Source organism: Cellulophaga fucicola, from assembly GCF_900119145.1.
Taxonomy (GTDB): domain Bacteria; phylum Bacteroidota; class Bacteroidia; order Flavobacteriales; family Flavobacteriaceae; genus Cellulophaga; species Cellulophaga fucicola.
Genome location: NZ_FPIY01000003.1, coordinates 437,428 through 452,963, shown reverse-complemented (window position 1 = coordinate 452,963; position 15,536 = coordinate 437,428). Strand labels below are relative to the sequence as shown.

At 33.2% G+C, this 15,536-nt stretch carries 14 protein-coding genes; 1 reads left to right on the top strand and 13 read right to left on the bottom strand.

The annotated features are described in order from the left end of the window. Nucleotides 1-14 precede the first annotated feature (14 nt). Nucleotides 15-857, bottom strand: coding sequence for a hypothetical protein (locus tag BT107_RS12620; protein ID WP_072304170.1), 843 nt, complete (start codon nucleotides 855-857; stop codon nucleotides 15-17). Nucleotides 858-1,002: 145 nt separating this feature from the next. Beyond that, the gene (locus BT107_RS12615) at nucleotides 1,003-3,855 is read right to left on the bottom strand and encodes a VPS10 domain-containing protein (RefSeq protein WP_072304169.1); all 2,853 of its coding nucleotides are present in this window, start codon (nucleotides 3,853-3,855) and stop codon (nucleotides 1,003-1,005) included. Between the two features lie 278 nt (nucleotides 3,856-4,133). Between BT107_RS12615 and BT107_RS12610 the strand changes: the two genes are divergently transcribed. Then, on the top strand, nucleotides 4,134-5,429 hold the full coding sequence (locus BT107_RS12610; protein WP_072304168.1) for an aminopeptidase P family protein: 1,296 nt from the start codon (nucleotides 4,134-4,136) through the stop codon (nucleotides 5,427-5,429). A gap of 57 nt (nucleotides 5,430-5,486) precedes the next feature. Here the strand turns inward: BT107_RS12610 and BT107_RS12605 are convergent, their stop codons facing one another. The 11 genes from BT107_RS12605 to atpB form a co-directional block, all read right to left on the bottom strand. Further along, nucleotides 5,487-6,605: an OmpA family protein gene (locus tag BT107_RS12605; RefSeq protein ID WP_072304167.1), complete on the bottom strand. Its 1,119-nt coding sequence runs from the start codon at nucleotides 6,603-6,605 to the stop codon at nucleotides 5,487-5,489. A gap of 197 nt (nucleotides 6,606-6,802) precedes the next feature. After that, complete coding sequence (locus BT107_RS12600; protein WP_072304166.1) at nucleotides 6,803-7,819, bottom strand: sugar phosphate nucleotidyltransferase; 1,017 nt, start codon at nucleotides 7,817-7,819, stop codon at nucleotides 6,803-6,805. Nucleotides 7,820-7,887: 68 nt separating this feature from the next. Beyond that, nucleotides 7,888-8,322 (bottom strand): dUTP diphosphatase, encoded by a 435-nt coding sequence (gene dut, locus BT107_RS12595; protein WP_072304165.1) that lies wholly within the window; start codon nucleotides 8,320-8,322, stop codon nucleotides 7,888-7,890. Further along, entirely contained in the window at nucleotides 8,319-9,779 is a 1,461-nt protein-coding gene (locus BT107_RS12590) for an oligosaccharide flippase family protein (protein ID WP_072304164.1), read from the bottom strand. Before BT107_RS12590 ends, dut begins: the two co-directional genes overlap by 4 nt. A gap of 53 nt (nucleotides 9,780-9,832) precedes the next feature. Beyond that, entirely contained in the window at nucleotides 9,833-10,336 is a 504-nt protein-coding gene (locus tag BT107_RS12585) for a hypothetical protein (protein WP_072304163.1), read from the bottom strand. Nucleotides 10,337-10,499: 163 nt separating this feature from the next. Continuing rightward, the gene (gene atpG / locus BT107_RS12580) at nucleotides 10,500-11,369 is read right to left on the bottom strand and encodes an ATP synthase F1 subunit gamma (protein WP_072304162.1); all 870 of its coding nucleotides are present in this window, start codon (nucleotides 11,367-11,369) and stop codon (nucleotides 10,500-10,502) included. Nucleotides 11,370-11,441: 72 nt separating this feature from the next. After that, complete coding sequence (gene atpA / locus BT107_RS12575) at nucleotides 11,442-13,022, bottom strand: F0F1 ATP synthase subunit alpha (protein WP_072304161.1); 1,581 nt, start codon at nucleotides 13,020-13,022, stop codon at nucleotides 11,442-11,444. Between the two features lie 45 nt (nucleotides 13,023-13,067). Then, nucleotides 13,068-13,607 (bottom strand): ATP synthase F1 subunit delta, encoded by a 540-nt coding sequence (gene atpH, locus BT107_RS12570; RefSeq protein WP_072304160.1) that lies wholly within the window; start codon nucleotides 13,605-13,607, stop codon nucleotides 13,068-13,070. Nucleotides 13,608-13,616: 9 nt separating this feature from the next. Further along, nucleotides 13,617-14,108 carry a F0F1 ATP synthase subunit B gene (locus BT107_RS12565; protein ID WP_072304159.1) on the bottom strand — a complete coding sequence of 164 codons (492 nt, stop codon included), beginning with the start codon at nucleotides 14,106-14,108 and terminating at the stop codon, nucleotides 13,617-13,619. An 84-nt stretch (nucleotides 14,109-14,192) separates the two neighbouring features. Beyond that, nucleotides 14,193-14,393, bottom strand: a complete 201-nt coding sequence (gene atpE / locus BT107_RS12560; protein ID WP_072304158.1) for an ATP synthase F0 subunit C — start codon at nucleotides 14,391-14,393, stop codon at nucleotides 14,193-14,195. A gap of 40 nt (nucleotides 14,394-14,433) precedes the next feature. Then, the gene (gene atpB, locus BT107_RS12555; RefSeq protein ID WP_072304157.1) at nucleotides 14,434-15,519 is read right to left on the bottom strand and encodes a F0F1 ATP synthase subunit A; all 1,086 of its coding nucleotides are present in this window, start codon (nucleotides 15,517-15,519) and stop codon (nucleotides 14,434-14,436) included. Between the last annotated feature and the right edge of the window lie 17 nt (nucleotides 15,520-15,536).

Sequence of the window (15,536 nt, the reverse complement as noted above, 5' to 3'; positions counted from 1 at the left end):
AGTAAAAAGTATTATTACTTTTTACTTTTTTTATTTAAATTAATATAACCCCCAAAAACAATATTCCATTGAGAAAAAGCAAAGCTTTGTTTACCTCTATCAGAATCATTTGGTGTAGTAGTAATACTAGGCAAATTTATATAACCACCTTTTAGTTCCGATTGAATAAAAAACACATCGAAAAAGGTAACATTTAAACCTCCCGTTGCACCAACTCCATAGCCAGACAAATGAAACTCATCGTTTCTACCTCTATTTAAAAAATTAGAGTTTGTTTTAGGAATTACAACACCTGCATTAACACCTGCTAAAAGATTAAAATCTACACTACTTCCTAACTTTGCTATACGGTCGTTTCTCCTTAAAGCAACATTTACATAATTTAAACCATCTGTGTGTTCAAAACTTAAAAAACTATCACCGTCAATAACAATATTATCATTATCGTAAACACCATCATATGCCGTACCTGTATTCTCTATATAACCAGATATTTTTACTGTCTGCAAATTATTTACAACATATTTCATATGGTCAGTACCAATAGAAATATCCCAATTATCATCTAAAAAATACCCTACCCTAAAGTTAAACTGAGGAATGGTTAACCTACTTGGATTAAGGTGTTTACCAATTTTCCATTCTAAATCCGTATCTCTAGCCTTTACATTTTTTAATGTAAAATTATGATCATCTCCTTTAAATTCTATATCCGATGACGAATAGTTTGCCTTATTCCATCCCCAATAAAAATAAAGTTTTCCTTTTTTAGAACTTAAATTACTATTTATAGTCTCTTGACCAAAACCAACCCCAACTACACTTAATAAAAAGAATAGCGAAAAAAATATACGCATTTAACTAAATAAAAAAATTAATAAAAATAAAGAACTGCAAAATTAAGACTTTAAAAAACCACAAACTATACGTTCTATTATTTTAACATTAAAAAAAAGGGTCAGAACAAATGTTCTGACCCTTGAAAAAAAACTGTTTGGTATTTTATTTTATTTCAAATGTTGTGCTATCTGTAGCTGCATTTCCAGATAACTCTATTTTATACTTTCCTTTTGGCAAATATGTTTTACCATCTTTTGCCTGTGTTAACGCAACTTTATTCTTTTTTAAATAATTAGATTTTCCTGATTTAGAAAAAGCCACATCATAAGAAAGCACGTTAAAACCTTTTGTTGCATCTACAGTAACAGCACTAACTTCTGTATTATTCATTGTTAAAATTTTAGCCATAAAACTACCCTCTTTAGCAGCATAAAAATTAACGTCTATTCCTGGTGTGTTAGGTCTAAATCTTGTAGAAGGCGCATTACCCCATCTACTAGAATGTCTTATATCATCAGCTTTAAATAAGTGTAATTTTTTAGCCAATGTAGAGGAAGTCATTTCTTGTAACTTACTAATATTGGTTTTGTATACACTACGTCCGTGTGTGCCAACTAATAAATCTTTAGCCGTTGGTTGTATCACCAAATCATGCACTGCTACCGCAGGCATTCCGTTTGTAAAAAGCTCCCAAGATTCTCCCATATTAAAAGATACATACAAACCATTATCTGTACCAACAAACAATAAGTTTTCGTTTTCAGGGTCTTCTAAAATTACATTTACTGGAGATGCAGGAATTGTCTCCCCTATATTCTTCCAACTTTTTCCATAATCATTACTCATATAAACATAAGGTGTATAGTTATCCCAACGGTATCCGTTTAAAGTAACATACACTCGCTCTTGTTTATGCTTAGACGCAGCTACCCTAGTTACCCAAAGTTCTTCATTCTTAAGATTATCGCTTATTTTTTCCCAAGAACCTCCACCGTTTTTAGTAATTTGTATTGCACCATCATCACTACCCGTATATATCAATCCAAATTTAAAAGGAGACTCAGACACCGTAGTTAATGTACCGTAGGCAACATTTCCTTTTTTACCACCGTTTGTTAAATCGCCCGAAATAGTTTCCCAAGCATCACCTTGATTTAAGGATCTGTGCAATTTATTTCCGCCTAAATATAAAATATCTTGGTTGTGAGAAGATAGCAAAATTGGTGTTTGCCAGTTAAAACGATATGGACTCTCTCCCAAGTCGTGCTTTGGCTGAATGTATTTCTGACTGTTCTTTTCTCTATCAATTCTAAAATAGTTTCCAAACTGAAAACCCGTATACAAAACATTAGAATTTCTGCTATCTATTTGTATTTGCATACCATCACCCCCCATTAAACTCTTCCAAGGGTACTGACCTGTTTGTTGCCATCTACTGCTTTCTCTAGCATTATTTGCACCAACCCAAACCCCGTTATCTTGCAAACCACCGTATACATTGTATGGTTTTTCATTATCTACATTTATTGCGTAAAACTGACCTACAGCAGGAGAGTTATTTTTAATCCAGCTTTTGCCATCATCGTAAGAAATGTTAATTCCACCATCATTACCATTAATTAAGTGGCCTTTAAGGTCCGGATTAATCCATAATGCATGATGATCCGAGTGTACGTTTGGACCATCTATATTTTCAAAAGTTTTACCACCATCATTAGACTTAATTAACGGAACACCTGCTAAATAAATCTCGTCTTTATTTTTAGGATGAATTCTAATTTGAGCAAAATAATATCCGTAGCTATAGAACAAATTATCTATATGCTCTTCATTTGTCTTTTTCCACGTTTTACCAGCGTCATCACTTCTAAAAACCTCTGCTCCAATAACTGGAGTATCAAACAACATAGAGTTAGCATCTTCTAAAAACTTAGCAATGTCTACTGGTTTAACCGTACCAACACGTACCATTTGCTTTACATTTGGTGCCCTATGCTTTTCATGAAATCCGTTCGTCTTTAAAAATGCATTTAATTTAGAATCTGATAACGCTAAAAACTCTTTAGTAGACATTGTCTTAAAATCGTTTTTCACTAAATCATCAGACTTTTTTTCTTTTTTAGTTTCTTCAGGTCTTCTAAACTGACTATCATGTACTGCATAAACAGTATTTTCATCAAACACAGCTAAACCAATTCTCCCAACACCTTCTCCAATTGGAAATCCACTTTCTTTAGTCGATATTTTTGTCCAGCTACTACCACCATCAGTACTTTTATATATTGCAGAGTTAGATCCGTTACCAGAAAAATTCCAAGCTTTACGGTCTTTCTCCCAAGCAGCAGCATATTGCACATTAAAATTAGTTGGCACCATAGCAACATCTATAATACCTGTAACATCATTTACAAAAAGTGTTTTGTTCCAACTTTTACCACCATCTGTAGTTTTATAAATTCCTCTTTCTTCATTTGAAGAATACAAATGTCCGGTTGCACCAACAACTACTTCATTAGGGTTTTCTGGATTAATAAGTATACGTCCAATATGATGAGAATCTACCAAGCCCATATTTTGCCAAGTTTCTCCTCTATCTGTAGATTTTAATAATCCAACACCAGCATAAGAAGATCTAGAAGAATTATTTTCTCCTGTACCAACCCAAATTGTTCCCGATTTCCAATCTACTGCAATATCTCCTATATTTTGAGTGCTAGCTTGGTCCATAACCGGAGTAAAAGTTGTACCGTTATTATTTGTATACCATAAACCACCAGAAGCATAAGCTGCATAAAACTCGGTTGGTTTGTCTGGATTAACAGCAACATCTACAATACGGCCACTCATAACTGTTGGGCCTATATTAGAAAATGCAATGTTTTTAACTATAGAAGTTTCTTCCATTTGTTTCTTTTGCTTTAGTGCACTTTCTACAACGTTTTTGGATGATGAAGCAGGTTGCGCCCAGCTTAATGCAGTAGTTAGCAAAAAGCAAAAAGATAGCATTTTTTTCATTTTTCAGGTTTTAGTTTGTAAGGTTTTGTTCTCTTTTTTAATCTGTATTTTACACCTACGGAAGTTATAAAGAAAGGCTATCATCACAAAATTAATTTTTAAACTGAATAATACGCGAAAAAGATAGTTTTAGCTTGGTGTATTGAATACGTTAAAAGGAGGCTAAATACTATTTTTTGTTGTGCATCAAAATAGATATTCATTACTTTTGATACAACTTGTAGTTTTTAGCACTTACTCCGCCAAAACTGCATCAATACAAACTGAAAAATTAAGAAATGAAGTACAATCCTATTGATTCTAAATTATTCGTAAAAAACCGCAAAAAATTTATGGCTCAAATGAAGCCAAAAAGCGTTGCTGTTTTTAATTCTAATGATATTTATCCAATTGGCGCAGATAGCGCTATGCCTTTTGAGCAACATAGAAATATTTTTTACCTAACAGGTGCAGACCAAGAAGAAACTATTTTAGTTCTTTTTCCTGATGCATTAGACCCAAAACACAAAGAAATATTATTTGTTCGTGAAACTAACGAGCATATTGCAGTATGGGAAGGCGAAAAACTTACAAAAGAACGTGCCACAGAAGTATCTGGAATAGAAACTGTATACTGGTTAACAGATTTTGACAAGATTTTCTTTGATGTAATGACAGAGGCAGAAACTGTTTATTTTGACACCAATGAACATTACAGACAAGCAGTAGAAACAGAAACAAGAGAAGACCGATTTATTAAAAAATGTAAAGCCGACTACCCTGCACACCAATGGGCAAAGAGTTTTACAATAATGCAAAACATAAGAGGCGTAAAAGAACCTGAAGAGTTGGCATTAATGCAAGAGGCCTGTAACATTACAGAAAAAGGATTTAGACGTCTACTAGGATTTGTAAAGCCTGGCGTTTGGGAATACGAAATTGAAGCGGAATTATTGCACGAGTTTGTACGTAACCGCTCTAAAGGTTTTGCCTATACACCAATTATTGCTTCTGGTGCAAATGCAAATGTATTACACTATATAGAAAACAACCAACAATGTAAAGATGGCGATGTTATTCTTATGGATGTTGCTGCAGAATACGCAAATTACTCTAGTGACTTAAGTAGAAGTATCCCTGTAAGCGGAAAATTCACTAAAAGACAAAAAGAAGTATACAACGCAGTTTTACGCGTAAAGAATGATGCTACAAAAATGCTTGTTCCTGGTACACTTTGGGCAGAATACCATAAAGAAGTTGGCGAGTTAATGACTAGCGAATTATTAGGTTTAGGCTTATTAGATAAAGCAGATATACAAAACCAAGATAAGAACTGGCCAGCATATAAAAAATACTTTATGCACGGCACTAGTCACCATATAGGTTTAAATACACACGATTATGGCGAATTAAAAACACCAATGAAGGCCAATATGGTTTTTACAGTAGAACCAGGTATTTATATTCCTAACGAAAATTTAGGCATTAGACTAGAAGATGACGTTGTTATACAAGAAAAAGGAGAGCCTTTTAACTTAATGGCTAACATCCCTATAGAAGCCGATGAAATTGAAGAATTAATGCAAGCTAAATAGCATTAAAATTTGTTTTAATAATAAACCTCTTCCACTACGGAAGAGGTTTTTTTATACTTAATCTTTATCTTCTTCAAAGCCTGTATTTACATACGTATCGTACTTATTTTTAGATACAATAAATTCTACCCTTCTATTTTTTAATCGTCCTGTTTCACTTTTGTTAGTTGCAAGCGGAATTTTGGCTCCATAACCTTGCCACTTAATCCTATTAAAACCTAGCCCGTTATCTAATAAAAACTCTCCAACAGATTTTGCTCTATTTAAAGAAAGTAGCTTATTGTAAGCAGGATCACCTTCGTTATCTGAGTGTCCAAAAATTGTAACATTAAGACCTGGGTTTCTTTTTAAATGTCTAACCAAAGAACTTAACTGACTTTTAGCTTCATGATTAATTACAAAACTATCTGACGTAAATAAGAGATCTTTTATAACATAAATCTCATCCAAGTTAATTTTATCATCTAACTCAACAGACACTTGATCTATGTAGTAATATGATGCTTTACGCAAATTTTCGCCTGTAATTTTTCTTCTGGTTCTTTTGTCTCTTTTAAAATTACCTAACGTAATATACTGCTCTGTACCGTTTGCAGTAAAACTAGTAGACACATTAATCCACTTCCTTTTATTAACGTAACCAGAAGGCGCCCTAGCCCTTAATAGCTTAATTTCTTCTGCGTTGTTTACATAATCTATTGATATGTTTTTTTTGGTACTCCACTTAGGTAACTTTTCAGTAAATAATATCTGAAACTCGTCTACAGCTAAACCTGCTTTATCTGCTAGACTCACCATAAAAGAAACTTTATAGTGTTTTCCTTTGATTAAAGTCTGCGTTAAGTTTCCTGTGATATATTCTCTATAGTTATCTGGGCCAAGCATATAAAAACCAGCAAAAGCTTTGCCGTGATACACTTGTTGCCTCCCTATAAAGTTATGATTAGTACTCATTTCAGGGCTACAATCACTATAATAATCTGTACTACCGTCTGATGGTGTACGCCAATCTATAACATCCTTTTGAAAATTTCCTGGTTTTTTTGTACATTTCTTAGAATCCTCAAAACTTGGATTCTTCACTAAATTTTGGGCCTTAACACTTAAAATTGAGATTATTAAAAATAAGCCTATAATGTATTTATTTGTGCGTTTTGTTTGGGGAACTTTTTGCATAAAAAATATTTTGTAATTTCTTGTTCACCTTGCAATTAACATATATTTGCTTAATAATGAGTGTTTTACACACTACATTGTTGTGAAATGCTAACTTTTTGTAGGTGAATATGCGAATTAACAAGGTGTAAAAAACGCAAAAAACCCTGTAAAACGCAGTTTTACAGGGTTAAAGTGTTCTACTTAATACTAAAAAATTATTCTAAAACAGAGTAATCTCCAATACTTATAGTTTCGTAAGTACCATTATATTTTACGTGATTACCAATCATTGCGTTGTCTAAATTGGCGTTCGTAATTTTACTATTAGTTTGTATTAAACTATTTTTAATAGTTGAGTTTTCTATAACTGTATTATCACCTACAGATACATAAGGACCAACAGTTGTGTTTTTAAGCACAACGTTTTCACCAATATAGCAAGGTTCTATAATATTTGCATTCTCCAAGATAACAGATTTAGAAATTATTGCTTCACCATCCTTTTCTAAAAAGCCTAACATTCTCATATTAGTTTCTACGGTAACATTTTTATTACCACAGTCCATCCACTCATCAACTTTACCAGAAACAAATTTTTTGCCTTTTTGCATCATCTGTTTAATACCATCATTAATCTGGTACTCTCCGCCATTAATAATATTATTATCTAATACATGTTGTAACTCATCTTTTAAAACAGCAACGTCTTTAAAGTAGTATATACCAATTACAGCAAGATCAGAGACAAATTGTTCCGGTTTCTCTACCAACTCAACAATTTCGTTTTCATCGTTTAATTTAACAACACCAAAAGCTTCTGGCTTTTCTACTTGCTTAACCCAAATAACGCTGTCTGCAGTTTTATCTAAATCAAAATCTGCTCTAATAAGTGTATCTGCATAAGCAATTACAGCCGGACCACTTAAAGAATCCTTAGCACACATTATAGCGTGTCCTGTACCCAAAGGCTGGTCTTGCCTGTAAATAGATGCTTTTGCCCCTAAACCTTCTGCTAATTCCTTTAAACTAGCTATAACATCATCACCAAAGAAAGCTGGATCACCTAAAATAAAAGCAACCTCTTCTATTGGCTCGTCTAAAACTTTTGCAATATCACTTACCAAACGGTGTACTATCGGTTTACCTGCAATTGGTATTAATGGCTTTGGAACAGTTAATGTATGTGGTCTAAGACGAGATCCTCTTCCCGCCATTGGAACTATAATTTTCATTTTTTCTTTTTTAGTGTAAGCACAAATTAATGCACTTGTATTAATAATGGTTTATGTTTATATTATTTTTATTTTGTTCCTGTACTACCAAAGCCACCTTCTCCTCTGTCTGTTTCAGATAATTCTTTAACCTCTATCCATTCTGCTCTTTCGTGCTTTGCAATTACTAATTGTGCAATGCGTTCGCCATTTTCTACTGTAAAATCATCCTCAGATAGGTTCACTAAAATTACTCCTATTTCTCCTCTATAATCTGCATCTACAGTACCTGGAGCATTTAAAACTGTAACTCCTTTTTTAGCCGCTAATCCGCTTCGCGGTCGAACTTGAGCCTCATACCCAACTGGCAACTCAATAAAAAGACCCGTTTTAATAATTGCTCTTTGTAAAGGTTTTAACGTAATAGATTCTAAAATATTGGCTCTTAAGTCCATTCCGGCTGAAGCAAAAGTTTCATAACTAGGAGTTGCGTGTGCCGATTTATTAATTATTTTAATTGTCATTTTTTCTTTATTATTTTTCGTAATACTTCGTTTTCCATTTTGTACACTAACCCTAAGAACACTAGTAATAGTGAACAACCAACCCATAAATTTCTATTAAAAATATAAAAAGATAGAATTGAAAATACCACAGATAACGTAAAATAGAATATTATTTTACGCATATTATATGGTATTGGGTAATTCTTTTTTCCAAACCAGTAAGAGAGTACCATCATAATACCATATGCAAATACGGTTGCAATTGCAGAAGCCATATAACTTAATGTAGATATAAGCACTAGGTTTATAACAATAGTAACCACTGCGCCAATTACAGAGATAAATGCGCCATACCTTGTTTTATCTGTTACCTTATACCAAACAGATAAATTATGGTAAATTCCTAAAAAGAAATTAGCCAATACAATTAGAGGAACAACTTTCATTGCCTCCCAATAATCTGAATTTTTTACAAATAACACTTTTAATACATCTGCAAAAACCACTACAGCAAGTAAAATTACACTCCCTAGTATTACAAAATAATTGGTAATTTGGGCGTAAGTTTTTTGAGGGTTTTTAGAATTAGAATGACTAAAAAAGAAAGGCTCTATTCCCATTCTAAATGCGGTGGCAAATAGCGTCATAAACAATGCTAATTTGTAGCAAGCAGCATATTTACCCATTTCTGCACTAGCAATATCTTCTGGTAACATCCATTCTAATAAAATCTTATCAAAAACCTCATTAATAGTAAATGCAATACCCGCTACCAAAACTGGCGTAGCGTATTTCATCATAGAACGCCACAAAGCCTTATCAAAAACATACTTATTTTTAATATATAAGTTTAAAGTAAGTAACAACGTAACTGCACTTGCAATTAAGTTAGAGATAAATATGTATGATATTTGAAAATCTTCTTTATAGATTGATGCAAAAATAGAATCTGTAGCATCACCGACTAATTTAGGCAAAAGCAGTAAGAAGAATAGATTTAATCCAAGGTTGATACAGATGTTTGCAATTTTAATAATTGCATACTTCATTGGTTTTTCTGTAGCCCTAAGCCAAGCAAACGGAATAATAACCAATGCATCTAAAGTCAAAATATAAATAGCATAAGTAATGTACTCTTCTGAAATCCCCGTAAAACTTAACAAAGTCCCCTCTAAAAATAGCGCCAACACAAAAAACACAGCTGTGGATACCGCAATAGAAATTAAAGATGTAGAAACAACTTTATCTTTTTCATTAGACTTATGATAAAACCTAAAAAAAGCCGTCTCCATACCATATGCCAAAAACACATTAAAAATAGCAAACCAAGAAAATATAAGAGCAACCTCCCCATATAAACCAGGAGCCATTACGTCTGTATATAAAGGAACTAGCATAAAGGACAGCATTCTAGGCAACACTGTTGCCAAGCCATACACAAAGGTTTGCTTAAAAAGTTTTTTAAAAGGATTCAATACAGTTTAATTAGAGCTTAAAAGTAGTTATTTATACCCTAGTAAACAAAGTGTTATTCTCTTGGTTTAGAAGGGTACATTATAGCCTGCTTGTGCTTTATACCCGTAACCTTAACGTAGTTTATAACATCTCCCTTATAATAGCTTAAAACAGCCTCATCATAATTCAATTCAAACGGAAAGTCTACATCTGCACTTTTAGTGTTGGGCGTATTACCAACTTCTTGTTTAGGATCTGCATGAGCAATCATATCTTTAGGAGCTTTAGCTTTTTTAGCCTTAAGATTAGCTACTATATATTTTTGTCCATCTTCATCTAAGACTTTAACATAAGCTTGTTGACCTCTAAAAAAAATAGAATTAACCCTATAACCATCAAGATTTGCTACCGGAATCTTAACTAACATTTCTGACCCTGATGACGCTCTACCTCCATATGATTCTTGGCAATAACCACTTCCTATTTCAAAAGGGGCACTTCCTTGTAAACTCTTTTGAGAAGAACAACTAGTTAACATTCCTAAGATTACGATAAATGTATATATAGAATTTTTCATATTGGGGGTGGTTTTAATGTTTATAAAGATACAAAGACAAATTTAATGCCAAGTATTTTGCAAGTACCTTCCAAAACAACAAAAACCTCACGAGAAGTGAGGTTTTTAATTTTATTATTCGTCTAACTGTGTAATTACCCAGTTAATTTATAGATAAGCTTTACTAGTTATTAAGTGCTTCTGCACCACCAACGATCTCCAAGATCTCGTTAGTAATAGCTGCTTGTCTTGCTTTGTTATATGTTAATTTTAACTGATCTCTTAATTCAGTTGCATTATCTGTTGCTTTATGCATTGCTGTCATACGTGCACCGTGTTCGCTTGCAAAAGAATCTCTAACACCCTTGTATAATTGTGTTTTTAAAGACTTAGGTATTAATTGCTCTACAATTTCTTTTTCAGAAGGTTCGTAAATATAATCTGTACCATTATTTGGAACTTCATTTTCTGCTACAACAGCTACAATTGGTAAAAACTGCTCAGTCATTACTATTTGTGTTGCTGCATTCTTAAACTTATTGTAGACAATTTCTATTTTGTCATAAGTACCATCAACAAATAACTTCATTAATTCTTCTGCAATTGCAGAAACATTATCAAAAGTTAAATCATCAAAAACAGAACTATGATTAGCAATTACATTATAGTTTCTAGAAAGAAAATCGTTCGATTTTTTTCCTATTGCAAGAAATTCTACTTCTTTACCAGCGTATGTGTTTTCTGCTAAAGAAACACTTTGCTTAAGAATGTTAGAATTAAAAGCACCACATAAACCACGGTTAGAAGTTATAGATACTATTAATACTTTTTTAATTTCTCTTTCTTCAGAAAACCTACTACCAGAATCCGCATCTAAATTAGCACTTAAGCTTTGTAAAAGCTCAGTTAATTTATCAGAATAAGGCCTCATTGCAGTAATTGCATCTTGTGCCTTCTTTAACTTAGCTGCAGATACCATCTTCATTGCGCTGGTAATCTGCATCGTTGAAGATACTGATGCTATTCTGTTACGTATTTCTTTTAAGTTTGCCATATTTTAGTCAGTAGTATTGAGAATTGAACAGTAAAGCTATTACACCTTACTGTTCAAACTAAAAAATCTGTTTTATGCTTTGTATTTTGCAGAAAGGTCTTTACATACAGCTACCAAAGTATCTGTTACCTCGTCAGTTAATTTACCTGACTTTAAAGTATCTAAAACATCTCTGTGTTTAGCGTTTAAGAACTCAATATATTCTGCTTCAAATTCTTTTACTTTTTCTACAGGAACATCTCTTAACAAGTTCTTAGAACCTGCATATATAACTGCTACCTGATCTTCTACCGTGTAAGGATCGTTTTGACCTTGCTTTAAGATCTCTACATTACGCTTACCTTTATTAATTACATTTAAAGTAGTTGCATCTAAATCTGATCCAAACTTAGCAAACGCTTCTAATTCACGGTACTGAGCTTGATCTAATTTTAAAGTACCAGATACTTTTTTCATAGACTTAATCTGTGCGTTACCACCAACACGAGATACAGAAATACCTACGTTAATTGCTGGACGAACACCAGAGTTAAATAAATCTCCATCTAAGAAGATTTGCCCATCTGTAATAGAAATTACGTTTGTTGGGATATATGCAGAAACATCACCAGCTTGAGTTTCAATAATTGGTAATGCAGTTAAAGAACCACCACCTTTTACTATTGGCTTTAAAGTCTCCGGTAAATCGTTCATATCTTTTGCAATAGCATCATCATTAATAACTTTTGCAGAACGCTCTAATAATCTAGAGTGAAGGTAAAACACATCACCTGGGTACGCCTCACGTCCTGGAGGACGACGTAATAATAAAGATACCTCACGGTAAGCAACTGCTTGTTTAGATAAATCATCAAAAACAATTAAAGCTGGCCTACCAGTATCTCTAAAGTACTCACCAATAGAAGCACCTGTAAAAGGAGCATAAACTTGCATTGCAGCAGGATCTGATGCATTTGCAGCTACTATTGTTGTGTAAGCTAAAGCTCCTTTTTCTTCAAGAGTCTTAGCAATTAAAGCCACTGTAGAAGCCTTTTGACCTACAGCAACATATATACAATATACAGGGTTACCTGCATCGTAAAATTCTTTTTGATTTAAGATGGCATCAATACAAACTGTAGTTTTACCAGTTTGTCTATCTCCAATTACCAACTCACGTTGACCTCTACCAACTGGGATCATAGCATCAATTGCTTTAATACCTGTTTGTAATGGCTCTGTAACAGGCTCACGATAAATAACACCTGGAGCTTTACGCTCTAAAGGCATTTCGTAAGTTGTTCCAGCGATAGGACCTTTACCATCTATTGGATTACCCAAAGTATCTACAACACGACCAACAATACCTTCACCTACTTTTACAGATGCAATACGGTTTGTACGTTTTACAGTAGAGCCTTCTTTAACTCCTTTAGAACCACCTAATAATACAATACCAACGTTATCTTCTTCTAAGTTAAGTACTATACCTTCTAAACCACCTTCAAATTCTACTAACTCTCCGTATTGAGCGTTAGCTAATCCGTAAGCGCGTACAATACCATCACCTACTTGTAATACTGACCCTACTTCATCTAAAGATGCGCTAGCGTCAAATCCTGATAATTGTTGCTTTAAAATTGCTGATACTTCAGCGGCTTTTACTCCTGCCATGTTGTTTTAATTAATATTTACAAAGTCCGTAGTGTAAACCAAAGACTATAGACTGTTTGAAAATTCTCTTTTTAAACTGTTTAATTTATTAGCTACACTTGCATTGTATTGCAAATCGCCAATTCTTAATACAAAACCACCAATAATACTTTCGTCTATAACATTAGTTATAGTCACTTTTTTACCAGTTAGTGTTGTTAATTGCTCTAAAATTCTTGCTTCTAAATCTGCAGTCAAAGGTACTGCTGTAGTTACTACCGCAGTTTCTTCTCCTTTAATTTTTTCGCTTAAAACAATATAGTGCTGAGCAACTTCTTTTAAAAGCGATACTCTTTTATTATCTACAAGCAAAGAAATAAGTCCCTGAGAAACAGTATTAGTTCCTGCAAAAACAGCTAATAAAGCATTCTTTTTTAATTGCCCCTCAACTATTGGACTAGCCAATAAATCTTGAAGTTCTTTGCTGTCAGAAATTGTTTCTACAACAGAATACATGTCTTTTTCAACTGCTTCTGTAACCTTAGCTTCAACCGATTGGTTTAAAATGGCTTTTGCGTATCTAATAGCTGCTCTAGACTCGTTCATGTTCTCTTATTAGTTAAGCTTAATATCGGCTAACATATCTTCTACCAACTTTAACTGATTGTCTTTGTTAGACAATTGTTCTTTGATAACTTTTTCTGCAATTTCTACAGACAAGTTAGCTACTTGGTTTTTAATATCTGCTACTGCTGCTTTCTTTTCGCTTTCTATAGTAGCTTTTGCTTGCGCAATTATTTTATCACCCTCTACAACAGATAATTCTTTTGCATCTGCAACAATTTTTTCTTTGATCTCGCGAGCTTCTTTTAACATAGCATCGCGTTCTGAACGCGCCTCTTGCAATAACCTTTCGTTATCCGCATGCAGGTTCTGCATTTCTTTTTTAGCATTTTCAGCAGACTCCAACGCATCATTTATTGCTTCTTCTCTACCTTTTACAGCTCCTAAAATAGGCTTCCAGGCAAACTTTTTTAACAATATAAAGAATACGACAAAAATTAAAGTAGTCCAAAAAATTAAACTTTCTGGTGCAGTAAAGTTCATAACTATAATATTTATTTAATTATTTTTTAATTTAAAGTCTTCCCAAAACCAACCGTCAAGGGAAGACTTAGTCTTTTTCAAAAATTATTTTGCAATTAATGCAACAACAATAGCAAAAAGAGCAGCACCTTCAATAAGTGCAGCAGCAATAATCATTGCAGTTTGAATTTTTGAAGCAGCTTCTGGCTGACGAGCAATTGCTTCCATCGCAGATCCACCAATTTTTCCGATACCTAGTCCTGCTCCAATAACAGCAAGTCCAGCACCAATTCCAGCTAATACCATAATAGTAAATTTATTTAGTTAATAATTAAAAAACTCATATTTAATGATGATCGTGCTCTGCTACAGCCTGACCAATATATAATGCCGATAACAATGTAAATACATACGCTTGTAAAACGGCTACTAACATCTCTAAAACACTCATGAACAATACAAACACACCTGATATTGGCGCTATAAAAATGCTCTTGAATATAAATATTAGAGATATTAAACTTAATATAATTATATGACCCGCTGTGATGTTAGCAAACAAACGAATCATTAATGCGAATGGCTTAGTAATAAGCCCTATAATTTCAATAGGAATCATAATAGGATATAAAGCTTTTGGCACTGGTGGTGCAAAAACGTGTCCCCAGTAATCTTTATTACCACTAAAAGAAGTAATTAAAAATGTAATTACAGATAGTACAAAAGTAAAGAATATATTCCCTGTTAAGTTAGAACTAAATGGGAAGAATGGAATTAAACCTATTACGTTATTTATCCAAATAAAGAAAAATATTGTTAGCAAGTATGGCATATACTTAGCGTATTTTTTTTCACCAATATTAGGAATAGCTATATCGTCTCGTACAAAAATAACTAAAGGCTCTAAAAAACCAGCAATACCCTTAGGCGCCTTATCATTTTTCTTGTATGATCTTGCTACTGCAAAAAACAATAAAAACAAAATAACTGAAGCCATTAACATTGAAAAAACAAGCTTTGTAATAGAAAAATCTAGTGGCCTTACATCAAGATTAAAGGCACCTTTTTCGTCTTCTGATAAAGCCTCGAACTTATCTTTATAAAAAATAACCTCATTATATCTAACAAACTCTTGACCATTTGCTTCTACAACATGATGTCCAGTATTATCATGATGAAATTTTTCAGATGAAAAAACAGTTAAACCGTTATCTGACCATAAAATAACTGGAAGGTAAAATGTAATTGGGTGTCCGTCCCAATCTGCAATATGAAACTCATGAGAATCCCCAATATGTCCATTGATCAACTCACTTGCATCAAACTCCTTACCATCACCGTGATCTCCAACTTCCTCTCCTGCAACTGCAAATAAGGGAAGTAAAGAAAAAACTAATATTGCAATTAATTTGATAGATTTTTGTGCTATCATCATACCTTTTATAATAA

Excerpts from the sequence above, each read along its gene's own strand:
- BT107_RS12605 (WP_072304167.1), bottom strand. The coding sequence starts at position 6,605 with ATGCAAAAAGTTCCCCAAACAAAACGCACAAATAAATACATTATAGGC.
- BT107_RS12610 (WP_072304168.1), top strand. The coding sequence starts at position 4,134 with ATGAAGTACAATCCTATTGATTCTAAATTATTCGTAAAAAACCGCAAA.
- atpG (WP_072304162.1), bottom strand. The coding sequence starts at position 11,369 with ATGGCAAACTTAAAAGAAATACGTAACAGAATAGCATCAGTATCTTCA.
- atpA (WP_072304161.1), bottom strand. The coding sequence starts at position 13,022 with ATGGCAGGAGTAAAAGCCGCTGAAGTATCAGCAATTTTAAAGCAACAA.
- BT107_RS12585 (WP_072304163.1), bottom strand. The coding sequence starts at position 10,336 with ATGAAAAATTCTATATATACATTTATCGTAATCTTAGGAATGTTAACT.
- atpB (WP_072304157.1), bottom strand. The coding sequence starts at position 15,519 with ATGATAGCACAAAAATCTATCAAATTAATTGCAATATTAGTTTTTTCT.
- atpH (WP_072304160.1), bottom strand. The coding sequence starts at position 13,607 with ATGAACGAGTCTAGAGCAGCTATTAGATACGCAAAAGCCATTTTAAAC.
- BT107_RS12615 (WP_072304169.1), bottom strand. The coding sequence starts at position 3,855 with ATGAAAAAAATGCTATCTTTTTGCTTTTTGCTAACTACTGCATTAAGC.
- BT107_RS12620 (WP_072304170.1), bottom strand. The coding sequence starts at position 857 with ATGCGTATATTTTTTTCGCTATTCTTTTTATTAAGTGTAGTTGGGGTT.
- BT107_RS12565 (WP_072304159.1), bottom strand. The coding sequence starts at position 14,108 with ATGAACTTTACTGCACCAGAAAGTTTAATTTTTTGGACTACTTTAATT.
- BT107_RS12600 (WP_072304166.1), bottom strand. The coding sequence starts at position 7,819 with ATGAAAATTATAGTTCCAATGGCGGGAAGAGGATCTCGTCTTAGACCA.
- dut (WP_072304165.1), bottom strand. The coding sequence starts at position 8,322 with ATGACAATTAAAATAATTAATAAATCGGCACACGCAACTCCTAGTTAT.
- atpE (WP_072304158.1), bottom strand. The coding sequence starts at position 14,393 with ATGGTATTAGCTGGAATTGGTGCTGGACTTGCTGTTATTGGAGCAGGA.